Annotated in this window: 16 protein-coding genes; 2 read left to right on the plus strand and 14 right to left on the minus strand. The window is 68.0% G+C overall.

The window, feature by feature from the left end; genetic code table 11:
• Positions 1-9 precede the first annotated feature (9 nt).
• The 9 genes from ccmI to ccmA are packed head-to-tail and all read right to left on the minus strand — an operon-like array spanning position 10 to position 6780.
• Positions 10-1194, minus strand: coding sequence for a c-type cytochrome biogenesis protein CcmI (ccmI, locus tag APT59_RS13815; RefSeq protein ID WP_059315383.1), 1185 nt, complete (start codon positions 1192-1194; stop codon positions 10-12).
• Complete coding sequence (locus APT59_RS13820) at positions 1194-1640, minus strand: cytochrome c-type biogenesis protein (RefSeq protein WP_059315384.1); 447 nt, start codon at positions 1638-1640, stop codon at positions 1194-1196. The genes ccmI and APT59_RS13820 overlap by 1 nt, the downstream gene beginning before the upstream one ends.
• The gene (locus tag APT59_RS13825) at positions 1637-2170 is read right to left on the minus strand and encodes a DsbE family thiol:disulfide interchange protein (RefSeq protein ID WP_059316907.1); all 534 of its coding nucleotides are present in this window, start codon (positions 2168-2170) and stop codon (positions 1637-1639) included. Before APT59_RS13825 ends, APT59_RS13820 begins: the two co-directional genes overlap by 4 nt.
• The gene (locus APT59_RS13830) at positions 2170-4128 is read right to left on the minus strand and encodes a heme lyase CcmF/NrfE family subunit (protein ID WP_059315385.1); all 1959 of its coding nucleotides are present in this window, start codon (positions 4126-4128) and stop codon (positions 2170-2172) included. Before APT59_RS13830 ends, APT59_RS13825 begins: the two co-directional genes overlap by 1 nt.
• Entirely contained in the window at positions 4125-4580 is a 456-nt protein-coding gene (gene ccmE / locus APT59_RS13835; protein WP_059315386.1) for a cytochrome c maturation protein CcmE, read from the minus strand. The genes APT59_RS13830 and ccmE overlap by 4 nt, the downstream gene beginning before the upstream one ends.
• The gene (ccmD, locus tag APT59_RS22210; protein WP_082696359.1) at positions 4577-4753 is read right to left on the minus strand and encodes a heme exporter protein CcmD; all 177 of its coding nucleotides are present in this window, start codon (positions 4751-4753) and stop codon (positions 4577-4579) included. Before ccmD ends, ccmE begins: the two co-directional genes overlap by 4 nt.
• The gene (locus tag APT59_RS13840) at positions 4750-5496 is read right to left on the minus strand and encodes a heme ABC transporter permease (protein WP_059315387.1); all 747 of its coding nucleotides are present in this window, start codon (positions 5494-5496) and stop codon (positions 4750-4752) included. Before APT59_RS13840 ends, ccmD begins: the two co-directional genes overlap by 4 nt.
• 10 nt (positions 5497-5506) lie before the next feature.
• Complete coding sequence (ccmB, locus tag APT59_RS13845) at positions 5507-6178, minus strand: heme exporter protein CcmB (protein ID WP_059315388.1); 672 nt, start codon at positions 6176-6178, stop codon at positions 5507-5509.
• A complete protein-coding gene (gene ccmA, locus APT59_RS13850) occupies positions 6175-6780 on the minus strand; it encodes a cytochrome c biogenesis heme-transporting ATPase CcmA (RefSeq protein ID WP_059315389.1) in 606 nt (201 codons plus the stop codon). The genes ccmB and ccmA overlap by 4 nt, the downstream gene beginning before the upstream one ends.
• Positions 6781-6887: 107 nt before the next feature.
• Between ccmA and APT59_RS13855 the strand changes: the two genes are divergently transcribed.
• Both APT59_RS13855 and APT59_RS13860 read left to right on the plus strand, forming a co-directional pair.
• The gene (locus APT59_RS13855) at positions 6888-8462 is read left to right on the plus strand and encodes a flagellar hook-length control protein FliK (protein ID WP_059315390.1); all 1575 of its coding nucleotides are present in this window, start codon (positions 6888-6890) and stop codon (positions 8460-8462) included.
• The gene (locus APT59_RS13860; RefSeq protein WP_059315391.1) at positions 8459-8773 is read left to right on the plus strand and encodes an EscU/YscU/HrcU family type III secretion system export apparatus switch protein; all 315 of its coding nucleotides are present in this window, start codon (positions 8459-8461) and stop codon (positions 8771-8773) included. The genes APT59_RS13855 and APT59_RS13860 overlap by 4 nt, the downstream gene beginning before the upstream one ends.
• 114 nt (positions 8774-8887) lie before the next feature.
• On the opposite strand, the gene mazG is transcribed toward APT59_RS13860, so the two are convergent.
• The 5 genes from mazG to APT59_RS13885 form a co-directional block, all read right to left on the minus strand.
• The gene (mazG, locus tag APT59_RS13865) at positions 8888-9733 is read right to left on the minus strand and encodes a nucleoside triphosphate pyrophosphohydrolase (RefSeq protein WP_059315392.1); all 846 of its coding nucleotides are present in this window, start codon (positions 9731-9733) and stop codon (positions 8888-8890) included.
• Positions 9734-9801: 68 nt separating this feature from the next.
• On the minus strand, positions 9802-12042 hold the full coding sequence (gene relA, locus APT59_RS13870; protein ID WP_059315393.1) for a GTP diphosphokinase: 2241 nt from the start codon (positions 12040-12042) through the stop codon (positions 9802-9804).
• A 63-nt stretch (positions 12043-12105) separates the two neighbouring features.
• On the minus strand, positions 12106-13470 hold the full coding sequence (gene rlmD, locus APT59_RS13875; RefSeq protein WP_059315394.1) for a 23S rRNA (uracil(1939)-C(5))-methyltransferase RlmD: 1365 nt from the start codon (positions 13468-13470) through the stop codon (positions 12106-12108).
• Entirely contained in the window at positions 13457-14356 is a 900-nt protein-coding gene (gene cysM, locus APT59_RS13880; protein WP_059315395.1) for a cysteine synthase CysM, read from the minus strand. The genes rlmD and cysM overlap by 14 nt, the downstream gene beginning before the upstream one ends.
• Positions 14357-14436: 80 nt before the next feature.
• The gene (locus tag APT59_RS13885) at positions 14437-15327 is read right to left on the minus strand and encodes an alpha/beta hydrolase (RefSeq protein WP_174523141.1); all 891 of its coding nucleotides are present in this window, start codon (positions 15325-15327) and stop codon (positions 14437-14439) included.
• Positions 15328-15431 lie beyond the last annotated feature (104 nt).

A 15431-nucleotide genomic window follows, 5' to 3' on the forward strand; every position in this document is an offset into this window, starting at 1 on the left:
TCCGCACAATCATGGCGCAATGCTATCACCAGGCTCCACGCGCAATAGGCTGAACGTACTAGAAGAGAGGTCCAACGGGCCTCCCTCATGGCGCCAGTCGCCCTTGAGCGGATCGCCGCCGCGAGCGACGACCACCACGGGCCGCACCTGACGATGAGCGGACAGCCGCCGGCTGGGCAACATGGCGTCGCCATCGTCCAGATGTACCCGCCGTGGCAGATCGGCAGCCCGCAGACGCCGAACCGCCAGCGGCGGTCCCGGCTCGTCCACCGCCAGCGCCAGCACGAAGACGCTGTCCTCGGGCCTTACCCGTTGCGCCACGGCGGGTGCCAGACTGACCTCCACCTCCAGTCCAGGCCGCGCAAGCGCCTGGCCAGCGGCTCGGGCCGCCTTTTCTGCCCGGGCGACCCCGTCGGCAAGGGTGCGACGCAGAGGATCCGCGGGCGGTAGAACGGCGACCAGTCTCTGCCAGTAGTTGGCCGCGCCGGCATAGTCGCCACGCTCGTAGGCGGCCATGCCCAGCAGGCCCAGGGTGGTGGGCTCGCCGGCATCCGCCGCCAGGGCCTCATCGGCCAGCGCCTGGGTCTGCGCATCCAGGGTGCGGCCGGCGGCGAAGAAACGTGCCTGAGCCAGTTGCCCCAACACCTCAGGTCGCCGGCCATCGCGCGGCAGGACCTGCTCGAAGGCCGCCACCGCGTCCTGGTAGCGGCCCAGGCCGGCATAGGCGCGGGCAAGCAGGTACCAGTTGTCGGCCGCCTGGGGTTGCAGGCGGGTGGCCGCTTCCAGGTTGGCCAGCAGCGCCTGGGGAGAGCGCGATGGCGCGGCAAGCTGCTGACTCAGCTGTAGCGCCGGCCAGGCGCCGAGCAGCAGGTAGAGGCCCAGGGCCAAGGCCGGTACCGCCAGGGCAGCGCCAACACCCAGACGCCGGCCACGTCGCAGGGGGGATGCCGCCCGGGCCGGGCTGTCGGCGAGCAGGCTCCGACCTGCCTCCGCTTCAGCCAGCGCCAGCGCCTCGGCATCCAGCTCACCCCGCTCGGCACGCGCCCGTAGCTCGGTCAGGCGCTCCTGATAGAGGGTGCGATTGAGGATCGCGCGCTGATCAGCTGCTGCCCGTCCGCCGCGCAGCAGCGGAACCAGCAGGATCAGGACCGCGAGGATCAGCAGCAGTCCGGCCAAGCCCCAGAACGTCAGCATCAGGACTCCTCCTCCGCCTGCAGCGCCGCCAGCCGTTGCCGCTCCGCCTCGCTCAGCCCTGGCGCCGGACGGCGCCGCCGCGTCAGGGCGATGAGCAGTCCGGCGCCACCCAGCAGGCCCAGGCCAGGCAGCAGCCAGAGCAGCAGGGTGCGGCCTTCAAAAGGCGGCCGATAACGGATGAATTCGCCGTAGCGCTGTTCCAGGTGGGTGATGATCTCGTCGTCGCTCTGCCCGGCCGCCATCAGCCGCTGGATCTCGCGACGCAGATCGCCGGCGATGGGCGCATTGGAGTCGGCCAGGTCCTGATTCTGGCACTTGGGACAGCGCAACTCGCGGGTGAGGGCCTGGAAGCGATCACGCTCGGCCTCGTCGTGAAAGCCATAGGGATCGATGGCGGCACCGGCCAGGGCCGGCCAGACCAGCAGGACCAGCGCCAACCACCTCATGGCGCCGCCACCAGGGCGTGATAGCGCGGGCCGAGCTCTTCAGCCCAGACCCGCTGATCGACCACGCCGACATGGCGATAGCGCACCACGCCCTGGGCGTCGATCAGGAAGGTTTCCGGCGCGCCATAGACGCCCAGGTCCAGCCCCAGGCGACCGGCGTCGTCGCGGAGATCGAGCTGATAGGGATCGTGGAATTCCGCCAGCCAGCGGCGGGCGCTGGCGTTGTCGTCCTTGTAGTTGATGCCGTGGATCACCACACCCTGGGCCTTGAGCTGGTTCAGCACGGGGTGCTCTTCGCGGCAGGCCACGCACCAGGTGCCCCAGACATTGACCAGCGCCGGGCGGCCAAGCAGGTCCTGGCGGCTGAACAGTTGGTCATCCTTCACGCCCGGCAGCGAAAAGGCGGGAAACGGCTGCCCCACCAGCGCCGAGGGCAGGGCCTGAGGATCGCGATGGAGCCCGCGAAAGAGAAAACCGGCCAGGACCAGAAAGGCCAGCAGTGGCAGACAGAGCAACAGGCGACGACGCATCATGGGGACTCCATGGGCAAGGAGGCGCCTGCCCGGCGGCGGCGATAGCGAGGATCGGCCAGCGCCACCAGGCCACCCAGGGCGGTGAGCAGGCCACCCAGCCAGATCAGCCTGACGAAGGGCTTGATCTGCAGGCGCACGGCCCAGGCGCCCTCCCCCAGTGACTCACCGAGCGCCACATAGAGATCGCGGGTCAGGCCGGCGTCGATGGCGGCTTCGGTCATGACCGCGCCGCTGGCCAGGTAGCGGCGTTTTTCCGGTGTCAGCAAAGCGACGACCCGACCGTCACGCTCGACCTGCAACAAGGCACGTTCGGCGGTGAAGTTCGGCCCCTCGTAGTGCTGGGTGCCCGCGAAGCCGAAGCGATAGCCGCCAAGCTCGACGTGCTCACCCGGCGCCAGGCGCAGATCGCGCTGCATATCCAGCTGGCTGGCCAGCACCACGCCCAGGGCCAGCACCGCCAGGCCCAGATGCGCCAGCTGCATGCCCCAGTAGCTGCGTGGTTGGCCGCGCAGGCCGCGCCGCCAACCCAGGGCCGCGACCTTGCCCAGCAGATCGCGCAGCGCGGTGAGGACGATCCAGGCGGCCAGCGCCAGCACCGCGAGGATCGCTGCCTTGGGCTGGGCCAGCCAGAAGGCCGCAAGGCCGGCCAGGGCGGCGCAGGCCAGCAGCAGGGGCGCCAGCAAGCGGGCCAGCCAGCGACCCGGACTGCTTTTCCAGCGCACCAGCACCCCGACACCCAGGGCCAGCATCAGCAGCGCCATCAGCGGCACGAACAGCAGGTCGAAATAGGGCGGGCCGACCGACAGCTTGGCCCCGGTGAGGCTGTCGATGATCAACGGATAGAGGGTACCCAGCAGGACCGTGGCGGCGGCGGTCACCAGGATCAGGTTGTTGACCAGCAGCAGCGCCTCGCGCGAGGCCAGGCTGAAGGATGCCGTCCCCGTGAGCGCGGGCGCTCGCCAGGCGAACAGCGTCAGGGAGCCGCCAACCACCAACAGCAGGAAGGCCAGGATGAAGACGCCGCGGGTGGGATCGCTGGCGAAGGCGTGGACCGAGGTCAGCACTCCCGAGCGCACCAGGAAGGTCCCCAGCAGGCTGAGGGAAAAGGCGGCGATCGCCAGGAGCACCGTCCAGCCCTTGAACAGGCCGCGTTTCTCGGTCACTGCCAGGGAGTGCAGTAGGGCTGTCCCTACCAGCCAGGGCATGAAGGAAGCGTTCTCCACCGGATCCCAGAACCACCAGCCCCCCCAGCCCAGTTCGTAGTAGGCCCACCAGGAGCCCAGTACGATGCCGCAGCCGAGAAAGGCCCAGGCCAGCAGGGTCCAGGGTCGTGCCCAGCGCGCCCAGGCGGCGTCCAGCCGTCCTTCCAGCAGAGCCGCGAGGGCGAAGGCGAAGGCCACCGAAAAGCCGACATAGCCCATGTAGAGCATGGGCGGATGCAGGATGAGACCGGGGTCCTGCAGCAGCGGATTGAGGTCGTTGCCCTCGCGCGGGAACTGCGGCAGTAGTCGGGCGAAGGGATTGGAGGTGGCGACCGTGAAGGCCAGAAAGCCCGTGGCCACCAATCCGAGAATCCCCAGCACCCGCGCCAGCAGCGCCTCGGGCAGTTGCCGCGAACGGACCGCCACCGCCAGGCTCCAGGCCGAAAGCGTCAACGCCCAGAGCAGCAGGGACCCCTCGTGGGCACCCCAGGTGGCACTGATCTTGTAGTACCAGGGCAGGCGACTGTTGGAATTGGCGGCCACATAGGCCACCGAGAAGTCGTCCTGCAGGAAGGCCCAGGTCAGGGCAGTGAAGGCCAGCACCAAAAACAGGCACTGGCCGAAGGCGGCCGGACGTGCCAGCCGCATCCAGTCGACCTGACCGCGCCAGGCGCCCAGCAGCGGCAAGGTGCCCTGCACCAGGGCCATGACGAGTGCCAGCAGCAGACAGAGTTGCCCCAGTTCAGGAATCATGGCGCCGGCCTCGCGCCGTCCAGCGGCCGCCCAGCCTGGCGCAACGCCTGGCTGACCTCCGGTGGCATGTACTTCTCGTCGTGCTTGGCGAGAATCTGGTCGGCGACCAACTGCCCCTGGTCATCCAGCCGACCCAGGGCCACCACGCCCTGCCCTTCTCGGAACAGGTCCGGCAGGATGCCGGCATAGCTCACCCGCACCTCACGCTGGAAGTCGGTGATGACGAAGCTCACCGCCAGCGAATCCGCGGCGCGCACCAGGCTGCCCTTTTCCACCATGCCACCGGCGCGGATACGGGTATCCCGCGGTGCCTCGCCCTGGGCGATCTGGCTGGGGGTATAGAAGAGGTTGATGTTCTGCTGCAGCGCGCTGAGGGCCAGCGCCGCCGCGCCGCCTACGCCAAGCAGCAGCAACAGGATCCACAACAGCCGTCGGCGCCGGATCGGATTCATGGACGCCGCTCCCGGCGCCAGCGCTGGCGCAATTCCCGTTCCAGACGTCGACGCGCCAGCCAACCCTGCAACAGCAGACCGCCGAGGATCGCCAGGGTCAGACCAAAGGCGGGCCAGACATAGAGGCCATGGCGTCCCATGCTCAGGGCTTGAGTCCAGTCCATCCCGGTCATGCCCGCGCCTCGCCCAGTTCCGCCTGCACCCACCGACTGCGCCACTCGCGCCGCAGCAGCTCCAGACGCATCCGCTGCAACAGCACGCCAGCGAAGAACAGATAGAAACCCAGCACCATCACCAGCAGCGGCAGCCACATGGCTGGCGGCATCGGCGGGCGCTCCACCAGGCTGAAGGTCGCCGGCTGGTGCAGGGTGCTCCACCACTCCACCGAGTACTTGATGATCGGCAGATTCACCGAACCCACCAGCGCCAGGATGGCGCAGGCTCGGGCAGCGCTTTCACGCTGGCCGATGGCCTGCCCGAGGGCGATGACGCCCAGGTAGAGGAACAGCAACACCAGCATCGAGGTGAGGCGGGCATCCCAGATCCACCAGGTGCCCCAGGTGGGGATGCCCCACAGCGACCCCGTGGCCAGGGCGATCACCGTCATCCAGGCGCCCAGGGGCGCGGCTGCGCGCAGGGCCACATCCGCCAGCTTGAGCCGCCAGATCAGGCCGACGGCGCCGGCGATGGCGAGCAGCAGATAGCAGGACTGCGACAGGAAGGCGGCCGGCACGTGCACATAGATGATACGAAAGCTGTCGCCCTGCTGGTAGTCCGGCGGCGCCAAGAACAGCCCCCAGACCAGCCCGACCGCCAGCAGCAGGCCGGCCAGTGCCAGGCAGGGTCCCTGCAGGCGGCCGGCCAGCCGGTAGAAGATCGCCGGCGAGCCCAGGCGATGCAGCCAGGTCCAGTTCATATCGTCCTCGTCATTGGGCGGCGCCGATGCGCAGGCTGGCGGCCACCGCCAGGGGTGCCAGGGTCAGGGCCAGCAGGGTCAGGCAACCCAGCCAGAGCAGTAGCCCCGTCACCGGCAGGCCCAACCGGGCAGCATCCAGGGTGCTGGCGCCAAGAATGAGCACTGGGATCTGCAACGGCAGGTTGAGCAGCGCCAGCAGCAGGCCACCGCGCGCCAGGCCCACGGTGAGCGCCGCGCCGATGGCACCGATCAGGGTCAGCGCCAGGCTGCCGAGGGTCAAGGCCGCCAGGGTCGCTGGCAGGGCCGCGGCCGGCAGCCCCAGCATCAGCGCCAGCAGCGGGGTCAGGGCCACCAGCGCCAGGCCGGCGAAGCACCAGTGCACCAGCAGCTTGAGCAGCACCAGCAGCGCGAGGGGCTGGGGCGCCAGTAGCCAGTGTTCGAGGGAACCGTCCTGCCACTCGCTGCGAAACAGGGCCTCCTGGCCCAGCAACAGGGCCAGCAGCAGCGCGATCCACAAGAGCCCGGGTGCCAACACGGCAAGTTGCCGGCTGTCCGGGCCCAGGGCCAGGGGAAACAGGGTCACCACCAGGGCATGGAACGCCAGCGGCGTAAGCCACAGCGCCGGGCGGCGGCAGGCCAGGCGCCATTCGCGGCGCAGGATGGCCCGGCAGGCGCCGCTCACCGGCCACCGTCCAGTTGCAGACGACGATGACCGGCAGGCAGGTCATCCAGCTCGCGATGGCTGGTCAGCGCCACGGCGCCGCCGGTGGCGCAATGCTCGTGCAGGCGCTGCTCCAGGTGCTGGCAGGTGCCGGCATCCAGGGCCGTGAAGGGTTCGTCCAGCAGCCAAAGCCGCGGAGGATGGGGCAGATACAGACGTGCCAGGGCGACGCGGCGTCGCTGGCCGGCGGACAGCTGTGCGCAGGGTTCGTCCGCCCACTCGACCAGACCGACCACCGCCAAGGCGGCGACGCAGACCTCGGTCGTGGCCGGTCGCCACAGATTCGCCAGGACCTGGAGATTTTCCACCGCTGTCAGGGCCTCGCTGACGCCGGGCGCATGCCCCAGCCAGAGCAGCTCGGCCGCCGGTGGCCGGCGCACGTCACCGCCATCGGCTGGCAGCAGCCCCGCCAGGATACGCAGCAGGCTGGTCTTGCCGCTGCCATTGACGCCCCCGATCTGCAGCAGCTCACCCGCCTGCACGCTCAGGCTCAGATCGTCGAACAGCAGGCGGCCGCCCCGTTCGCAACGGAGCGCGACGGCGTCGAGCAGGGGCTGATTCAAGACAGGAGATCTCACGGCACTAAAGTCGGTCGGGCAATGGCCGTTAACCCGGCACACGCCTTTGAAGGCGCGCCATTATACACAGGCGACTCTTCCGGACCTGCCCGATGAACTCCTTCTCCGCGATCCCACCCAGCGTCGGCGTCACGCCCGCCCTGCCCGTCCGGGCCGCGGCGGCGCAGGCGTCGGATGCCGGCGCGCAGATCCTGCAGGCCCTGCAGTCCCTCGACGACCTGATTCCGCCCGGCAGCACGGCCACTGCCGAGGTGCTCGCCACGCGGCCGGCCGGCCAGAATTTCCAGTTCCTGCTGCAACTGCAGCTCGCCCAGGGTGGCAGCGTCCTGCTCACCACCCAGAGCCCGACCAATAATTTGCCGGTGGGCAGCCAGCTGCTGGTGAGCACCCTGGGCTCCACCCAGCTGGCGGTGCTGCTGCAAAGCCTAGAGGGCGACGCGCCGCCGCCGCCCTTGCAGCAACTGGATCTGCGCCAGTTGCCGGTAGGCACCACGCTGCAACTACGGGTGCTGAGCAACCTGCTGCAACAGTCCCCGGGAACGACGCCTACCTACGAGGTGATCGCCAAGGCGCTGAGCTCCAACCTCGAAGGCCGCCAGCTCAAGCTGGAATCAGCTCGTCCGGTGCCGGTGGGCAGCCTGTTGACCGTGGTGATCAAGGACAGCCAGGAGGTCACGGTGCTGCCCATGGCACAGCGCCTCGACCAGCTCGACATCGATCGGCAACTGCAGGGCCAGGGACAGCGGCAGCTGTCGATGAACGCCCTGCTGCAATGGCTGGAGGACGTCCCCGAGGCAGACCTGCCGCCCTCGGTCGGCGCGGCCCTCAAGTCGCTGCTGGCCAACCTGGAACACACCGAGGCCCTCACCACGGCCCAGGGCTGGACCCGCGCCCTGGCCCGCAGCGGACTGCAACTCGAGCAGCAGTTGCTGGATCGCAGCGGTCCCGACCTTCAGGAAGATTTCAAGGCCAATCTCTTGCGCCTGGTGGATCGCCTGCTGGCCAGCGTACCGGGCGATGCGCTGCGCAATCCCCAGGTCGCGGTTCAGACCGCCCAGCAGAATCTGCCCGATGCCCTGCGTCGGGCCCTGGGCGACGCCGCCACCGCCAATCGCCAACCCACCGCCCTGGACTTTCCGCTGGGCGAGCGCGATGGCCGTGGCCTCAGCGCCGCCAATGCCGAGCTCGACGAATTGCTGCAACTGGCCACGGGTGTCATCGCCCGGCTGCAGACCCATCAGCTGGCCAGCCTGGCCCAGACCCAGGTACTGCCGGACGGCTACTACCTGTCCACCTGGCAGACCGAGATCCCTTGGCGCGACGGCGAGCGCCTTGGCGCGGTGCAGGTCCGCTTCCAGGAAGAACGGCCTCCGCCGGATAGCCGCGGCGAGGCCCGCGACAGCCTGTGGAAGGTGGAGCTGGCCTTCGACCTAGCGCCGCTCGGCCCGCTGCAGGTCAGGGCCCAACTCGCCAGCGGCCGGCTATCGAGCGAATTCTGGGCGGAAAAAGGTGCCACCGCGACCCTGATCGATACCGAATTGCCCCACCTGCGCGACCGTCTGCTGGCCGCCGGCTTCGTGGTCGGCGACCTCAGCAGCCGCCAGGGCCGCCCCGCACGCAATCCGCGTACCTCCCTCGAACAACGCTGGATCGACGACACCGCATGAGCACGCCCTCCCCCCGCCAGGCCATCGCCCTGTCCTATGACGGCAGCAGCGCTCCGATCCTCTCCGCGAAGGGTGATGCCGAACTGGCCGAGCTCATCCTGGCCACGGCCCGCGAGCACGAGGTGCCCATCTACGAGAACGCCGACCTGGTGCGCATCCTGGCACGCCTGGAATTGGGCTCGGAAATTCCCGAGGCGCTCTATCGCACCCTGGCGGAAATCATCGCCTTCGCCTGGCACCTCAAGGGCAAGTGCCCAGCGCACCTGGCCGACCAACCGGACCTGTCGTACGGCTGGGAGCGGATGCCGTAAGTTGCGGTTGAGCGCAGCGAAGCCCAACGGCCAGGCTTGGACGACACGTCGAAACCGGCCCAGATCTCGGCAGCGTTGGGCTTCGCTACGCTCAGCACCAACCTACGCCCGGTTTCAGCGGCCCTGCAACGAATGCCCGACGACGCCCTTCTCTTCCACCTTGGCGGCGTCCCAGAACGCGTCCATCTCCTCCAGGCTGGCTTCCTGCGGCGTGCGTCCCTGGGCTTTCAGCGCCTCTTCGATATAGCGAAAGCGTCGTTCGAACTTGGCATTGGCCTGGCGCAGGGCGTCTTCGGCATCGACGTGCAGGTGGCGCGCCAGGTTGACCATCACGAACAGCAGATCGCCCACCTCCTCCGCCACCTGGGCGGCCTGGCCGTTGGCCATGGCGTCGCGCACCTCGTCCAGCTCTTCCTGGATCTTGGCCACCACCGGGGTCGCATCGGCCCAGTCGAAGCCCACGTTGGCGGCGCGCTTCTGCAGCTTGGCCGCGCGGCTCAGGGCCGGCAACGCGGCTGGCACGTCGTCCAGCAGCGACAGCTGCTCGGGCGCCATGGCCTTTTCCGCGCGCTCCTCGGCCTTGATCTCCTCCCAGCGCCGCTTGATGGTGGCCTCGTCGAGGCGCGGCAGGTCCAGGGGGCCGTGCAGGTCGCCGTCGGGAAAGACATGGGGATGACGGCGCACCAGCTTGCGGGTAATGCCGTCCACCACCTGGGCAAAGTCGAAATGGCCGTCCTCGCGGCCCAGCTGGCTGTAGTAGACGACCTGGAACAGCAAGTCGCCCAGCTCGTCGCGCACCTGGGGGAAGTCCTGCTTGGCAATGGCATCGGCGACCTCATAGGCCTCTTCCAGGGTATGCGGCACGATGCTGGCGTAGTCCTGCCGCAGATCCCAGGGGCAGCCGTGCTGGGGATCGCGCAGCCGGGCCATGAGGTGCAGCAGGTCGTCGAGCTGGTACATGGGTAAATCCTGTGACTGGAAAAAGAACGAGGCGCCAGAGGCGCCTCGTGGGGTCGTCACCACACCACTCAGGCGGCGCGGTTACGACGGGCTTCGATGATGTTGGGCAGCTGCGAGATGCGCCCCAGCAAGCGCCCCAGGGCGTCCAGGCCAGGGATCTCGATGGTCAGCAGCATGTTGGCGGTGTTCTCCTCGCGATTGGAGCGGGTGTTCACCGCCAGCACGTTGATCCGCTCGTTGAGCAGGATCTGCGAAACGTCACGCAAGAGGCCGGAGCGGTCGAAGGCCTTGATGAGGATGTCGACCGGATAGGTCTGCACCGGCACCGGTCCCCAGCTCACCTGGATGGTCCGCTCCGGTTCGCGACTGGCCAGCTGCAGGGCATTGGCGCAGTCCTGCCGGTGGATGGTCACGCCGCGCCCCAGGGTGATGTAGCCGACGATGGCATCACCCGGTACCGGCTGGCAGCACCCGGCGATCTGCGTGAGCAGGTTGCCGACGCCCTGGATCTGCACGTCACCGCGCTTGCCCGGCTTGTTGGTGGGCTTGCGCGGAAGCAGATCGAGGGTATCGACGCCCTTGTCCGGCTCCACCAGCTGCTGGGCCGCATGCATCACGTGGGCCAGGCGCAGATCCCCGGCACCCAGGGCCGCGAGCATGTCCTCGGCGCCCTTGTAGTTGACCTTTTCGGCGAGGGTGTTGAAGTCCACCGGCGGCAGGGCCAGGCGCGACAGCTCGCGCTCGACCATGGCCTTGCCGGCGGCGACGTTCTGATCCCGCGCCTGGAACTTGAACCAGTGGACGATCTTGGCCCGCGCCCGCGAGGTGTTGACGTAGCCGAGGTTAGGGTTGAGCCAGTCACGACTGGGCGAGCCCTGCTTGCCGGTGATGATCTCCACCTGCTCGCCGGTCTGCAGCTGGTAGTTCAGCGGCACGATGCGGCCATTGATCTTGGCGCCGCGGCAGTTGTGACCGATCTCGGTGTGTACCCGATAGGCGAAGTCCAGCGGGGTCGCGCCCTTGGGCAGATCGATGGCGTGGCCGTCGGGCGTGAAGACATAGACCCGGTCCGGCTCGATGTCGACGCGCAACTGATCGGCCAGACCGCCGATGTCGCCCAGCTCCTCGTGCCACTCCAGCACCTGGCGCAGCCAGGAGATCTTCTCTTCGTAGTGATTGGAGGCCGATTTGACGTCGGTGCCCTTGTAGCGCCAATGCGCGCAAACCCCCAGCTCGGCCTCCTCATGCATGGCGTGGGTGCGGATCTGCACCTCCAGCACCTTGCCTTCCGGGCCGATCACCGCCGTGTGCAGGGAACGGTAGCCGTTCTCCTTGGGGTTGGCGATATAGTCGTCGAACTCGCGGGGAATGTGCCGCCAGAGGGTGTGCACGATGCCCAGCGCGGTATAGCAGTCACGCACCTCGGGCACCAGCACGCGCACCGCGCGCACGTCATAGATCTGGCTGAACTCCAGGCCCTTGCGCTGCATCTTCCGCCAGATGGAATAGATGTGCTTGGCCCGGCCACTGAGGTCGGACTTGATCCCGGTGGCAGTGAGTTCGTCGCGCAACTGCCGCATGACGTCGGCGATGTACTGTTCACGATCCAGCCGCCGCTCGTGCAGCAAGGTGGCGATCTGCTTGTACTGCTGCGGCTCCAGGTAGCGGAAGGACAGGTCCTCCAGCTCCCACTTGATATGGCCGATGCCCAGGCGATGGGCCAGCGGCGCATAGATGTCGGCGACCTCACGGGCCACCCGGTTGCGGCGTTCTTCGGTGGCGTTCTTGACCGCGCGGATGGCGCAGGTGCGTTCGGCCAGCTTGATCAGGGCGACGCGAACGTCGTCGACCATGGCCACCAGCATGCGCCGCAGGTTGTCGACCTGGGTCTGGCTACCCAGCACCATGGACTTGCGCGGATTGAGACTCTCGCTGATCGCCGCCATGCGCAGCACGCCTTCGATCAGCTTGGCCACCACCGGCCCGAAATGCTCGGCCGCGGACTCCAGGGTCGCCTTGCCCTCGCGCACCGCCCGATAGACGACGGCGGCGATCAGGCTGTCCTGATCCAGCTTGAGGTCGGCGAGGATCTCGGCCATCTCCAGGCCGGTACGGAAACTGGACGTGCCCTCCGCCCAGGTATGCTCGACCTGCCCGGAGTTCTCTTCCGCCGTGCGGGCGAAGCCGCAGGCATCCAGCAAGGCCTCGCGATCGAGATTTGGATCCACGCTCTGGATATGATCCAGCCAGGCGTGAAGGTTGATGCTGCCATCGACATTGACTGGCTGATGCGCTCTGACCTGTACCATCTACCCCTTCCTCACGGCGCAGCGTTCTCGCCGGATTGGCTCGCATCGGTTGGCGAGCCGTCGTTACCCGGGCATCCCGCCCGCTTCGAACAACACCATGGCTTCCACATGGGCGGTCTGCGGAAACATGTCGAGAATGCCCGCTCGTGTCATGCGATAGCCCTGTCGCACCAGCTCTCCCGCATCCCGTGCCAGGGTGGACGGATTGCAGGACACATAGACCAGCCGCCCTATGCCCAGGCCCCTGAGCTGCCGGACCACCTCCAGCGCACCGTCGCGCGGTGGATCCAGCAGGGCCAGCGAATGGGTACCCAGATCGGCGGGTAGCGGGTTCGACAGGTCCACCTGTAGAAAGTGCGCGTTGCCGATGCCGTTGTCACGTGCATTTTGTATTGCCCGGGATGTCATCGCCGCGACACCTTCGATGCCGGTGACCGCAGCCGCCTGTCGCGCCAGCGGCAAGGCGAAGTTGCCCAGGCCGGAGAACAGGTCGAGCACCCGGTCGTCAGCCGTTGGCGCCAGCCAGTCCAGGGCCTGGGCCACCATGGCCTCGTTGATGGGCGCATTGACCTGAACGAAATCCCCTGGCCGATAGGCAAGGGTCAACGCCCACGGCGCCAGCTGGTAACCCAGAACGGCATCGACCTGATCCGGCTCGGGCTCACCCTTGCCCTGCCACCAGAGCTGTACCTGCGCAGCGGCGCAGAACTCGCGCAGACGAACCTGATCGCCCGGCAGCAGCGCCTGGGTATGGCGGACCAGCAGCGCCGTCGCCGTGCCCTGGAAAAGCTCGACATGGCCGATGGCCTGGGGCCGTTCCAGGCTCCCCAGCACGCCCGGCAGCGCCCGTAAGAGGACCTGCAGCTCGGGCACCAGCACCAGGCAGTCGTCGGGCGTGACGATGTCCTGACTGGCTTCGGCGCGAAACCCCACTTCCAGCCGATTCTGCCGCTCATCCCAGCGCACCGCGACCCGGGCGCGCCGGCGATAGCCGAATTCGGGGCCCACCAAAGGCGCAGCCCAGACCAGCGGCTGGACCCCCGCCAGGCGCTGGAACTGCTCTGCCAGCGCCTGCTGCTTGAGGGTCAGCTGATCGGCATGGGGCAGGTGCTGCAAGGTGCAACCGCCACAACGGTCGGCCACGGTACAGGGCGGGGTGCGCCGCAACGGGCTGGCGTCCAGCACCTTCAGGGTACGGGCCTCGACCACCTGGCTGCGGGCACCGAGCACCCGTGCCTCGACGCGCTCGCCCGGCAGGGCACCGGCGACGAACCAGGTCCGCCCGCCTTCGTGACCGATGCCACGGCCGTCATTGGACAGACGATCGATGCCCAGCACCTGGCGCTTGCCGGTGGGTACCGCGACCGAACGCGCTCCGCCGGCCGGCTGGAAACGCAGGCCGCCACCGCCTCGCTTAGCGCGGGTCATAGACGCCGGTCGACAGGTAGCGATCGCCTCGGTCACAGATGATCGCGACGATCACCGCATTGTCCACTTCCCGAGCGATACGCAGGGCGCCCGCCACCGAACCGCCGGAAGACACGCCGCAGAAGATGCCTTCTTCCCGCGCCAGTCGGCGCATGGTGTCTTCGGCTTCCTGCTGGCCCATGTCGATGATGCGATCCACGCGGCTGGATTCGTAGATCTTGGGCAGATAGGCCTCCGGCCAGCGGCGGATGCCGGGAATGGCCGCACCCTCCTCCGGCTGCAGCCCGACGATCTGCACCTTGGGATTCTGCTCCTTGAGGTAGCGCGAGGTGCCCATGATGGTCCCGGTGGTGCCCATGGAGCTGACGAAGTGGGTGATGCTGCCATGGGTCTGGCGCCAGATCTCCGGACCGGTACCCAGGTAGTGGGCAACGGGGTTGTCGCCATTACCGAACTGGTCGAGCACCTTGCCGCGGCCTTCGGCCTGCATGCGGGTAGCCAGATCCCGCGCGCCTTCCATGCCGTCTTCCTTGCTGACCAGGATCAGCTCGGCGCCATAGGCGGTCATGGCCGCCTTGCGTTCGGCACTGGAGTTGTCGGGCATGATCAGGATCATGCGATAGCCCATGATGGCGGCGGCCATGGCCAGGGCGATCCCGGTGTTGCCGGAGGTGGCCTCAATGAGGGTATCCCCCGGCTGGATATCGCCGCGGGACTCGGCCTGCCGGATCATCGACAGCGCCGGGCGATCCTTGACCGAGCCGGCAGGGTTGTTGCCTTCCAGCTTGAGCAGCACGGTACTGCGGGTGTCGCCGGCCAGGCGCTGCAGGCGCACCAGCGGCGTGTTACCGATGCAATCGGCGATGGTGGGATAGTGCAGACTCATGAATCAGCTCGTTCCGCCAGGGGTGAAAGCCTTCCATGATACCCCCAAACCCGCGTCGACCCTACCCACCCGACGCAGGGCTAGGGTCGCGGTGCAGCGGCACCGTCGCTGGCCAGCTCAAGGGCGGCCGGCAGGCTCAGCGACAGGATGGCTTCCGGCCCCAAGTTGGGCCGCAGCTGGGGCGTCACTTCCAGCCCGGGCAGCCCCGCCAGCCGTTCGGCCAGTCGTTTGGCGGCCTCGGGCGCGACCTTGCGGGTCATGTCCTCGGTGCCGGAAAACAGCGAGAGTTGCACGGGACGGGCACCACCCACCCCCTGGAACTCCTGGGCCCGCTTGAGGATGTAGCCCTGCTGCCAGCCATAGGCCACGTCGCTCGCGACATAACGCTGGAAGGCCTGGGGTTGCCTGAAGAGCGTATCGAGCACGAACAGGCCACCATAGCCATGCCCCCAGAGGGTCTGGCGATTGGGATCGAACGGCACGCTCTGGGTCAGCAACGGCTTGATGCGCTGTTCGATCAGATCAAGAAAGGCCCGCGAGCCGCCGGTTGGCCACTCCTTGCGTGCATCGTCACGATTGCGCCCGCCATTGACCGCCGGGGTGTAGTCGTAGGTGCGCTCCTGCATGGCATCCGCCGCGTCGGCATAGCCAATGGCGACCAGAACCGGGGGACTCTTCAGTTTATGCGGCGACAGCCAGACATCCTGGAGCTGCGCCAGGGCCGTCTCGCCGTCGAGCAGGAACAGCGCGGGATAGCCCATCATGGGTGCCGGTTGCTTGGGGATGCCGATATAGACCCGATAGCGCCGCTTGCCGTCCGCCGACTCGAGCAGGTGCGTCTCGAAGCTGTAGTACATCGACCCCCGCTCCACCAGGGTGGCCTGCTTCGTTTCCTGGGCCTGGGTCGGTGCCATCCAGCCGGCCCCCAGCAACAGGGCACCCGCCAGCATCAGACTGCAACTCTTCTTCAAAGGATCTCCTCGAACATAACCGTACCGGAACGACCGGCAATCCCTACCAGACCGCCGATGGCGCCAATGGTTGTCCACCCCGGCCAGGGACCGTGGCAGCCTTC

The sequence above is a fragment of the Pseudomonas oryzihabitans genome (assembly GCF_001518815.1).
GTDB lineage: Bacteria > Pseudomonadota > Gammaproteobacteria > Pseudomonadales > Pseudomonadaceae > Chryseomonas > Chryseomonas oryzihabitans_E.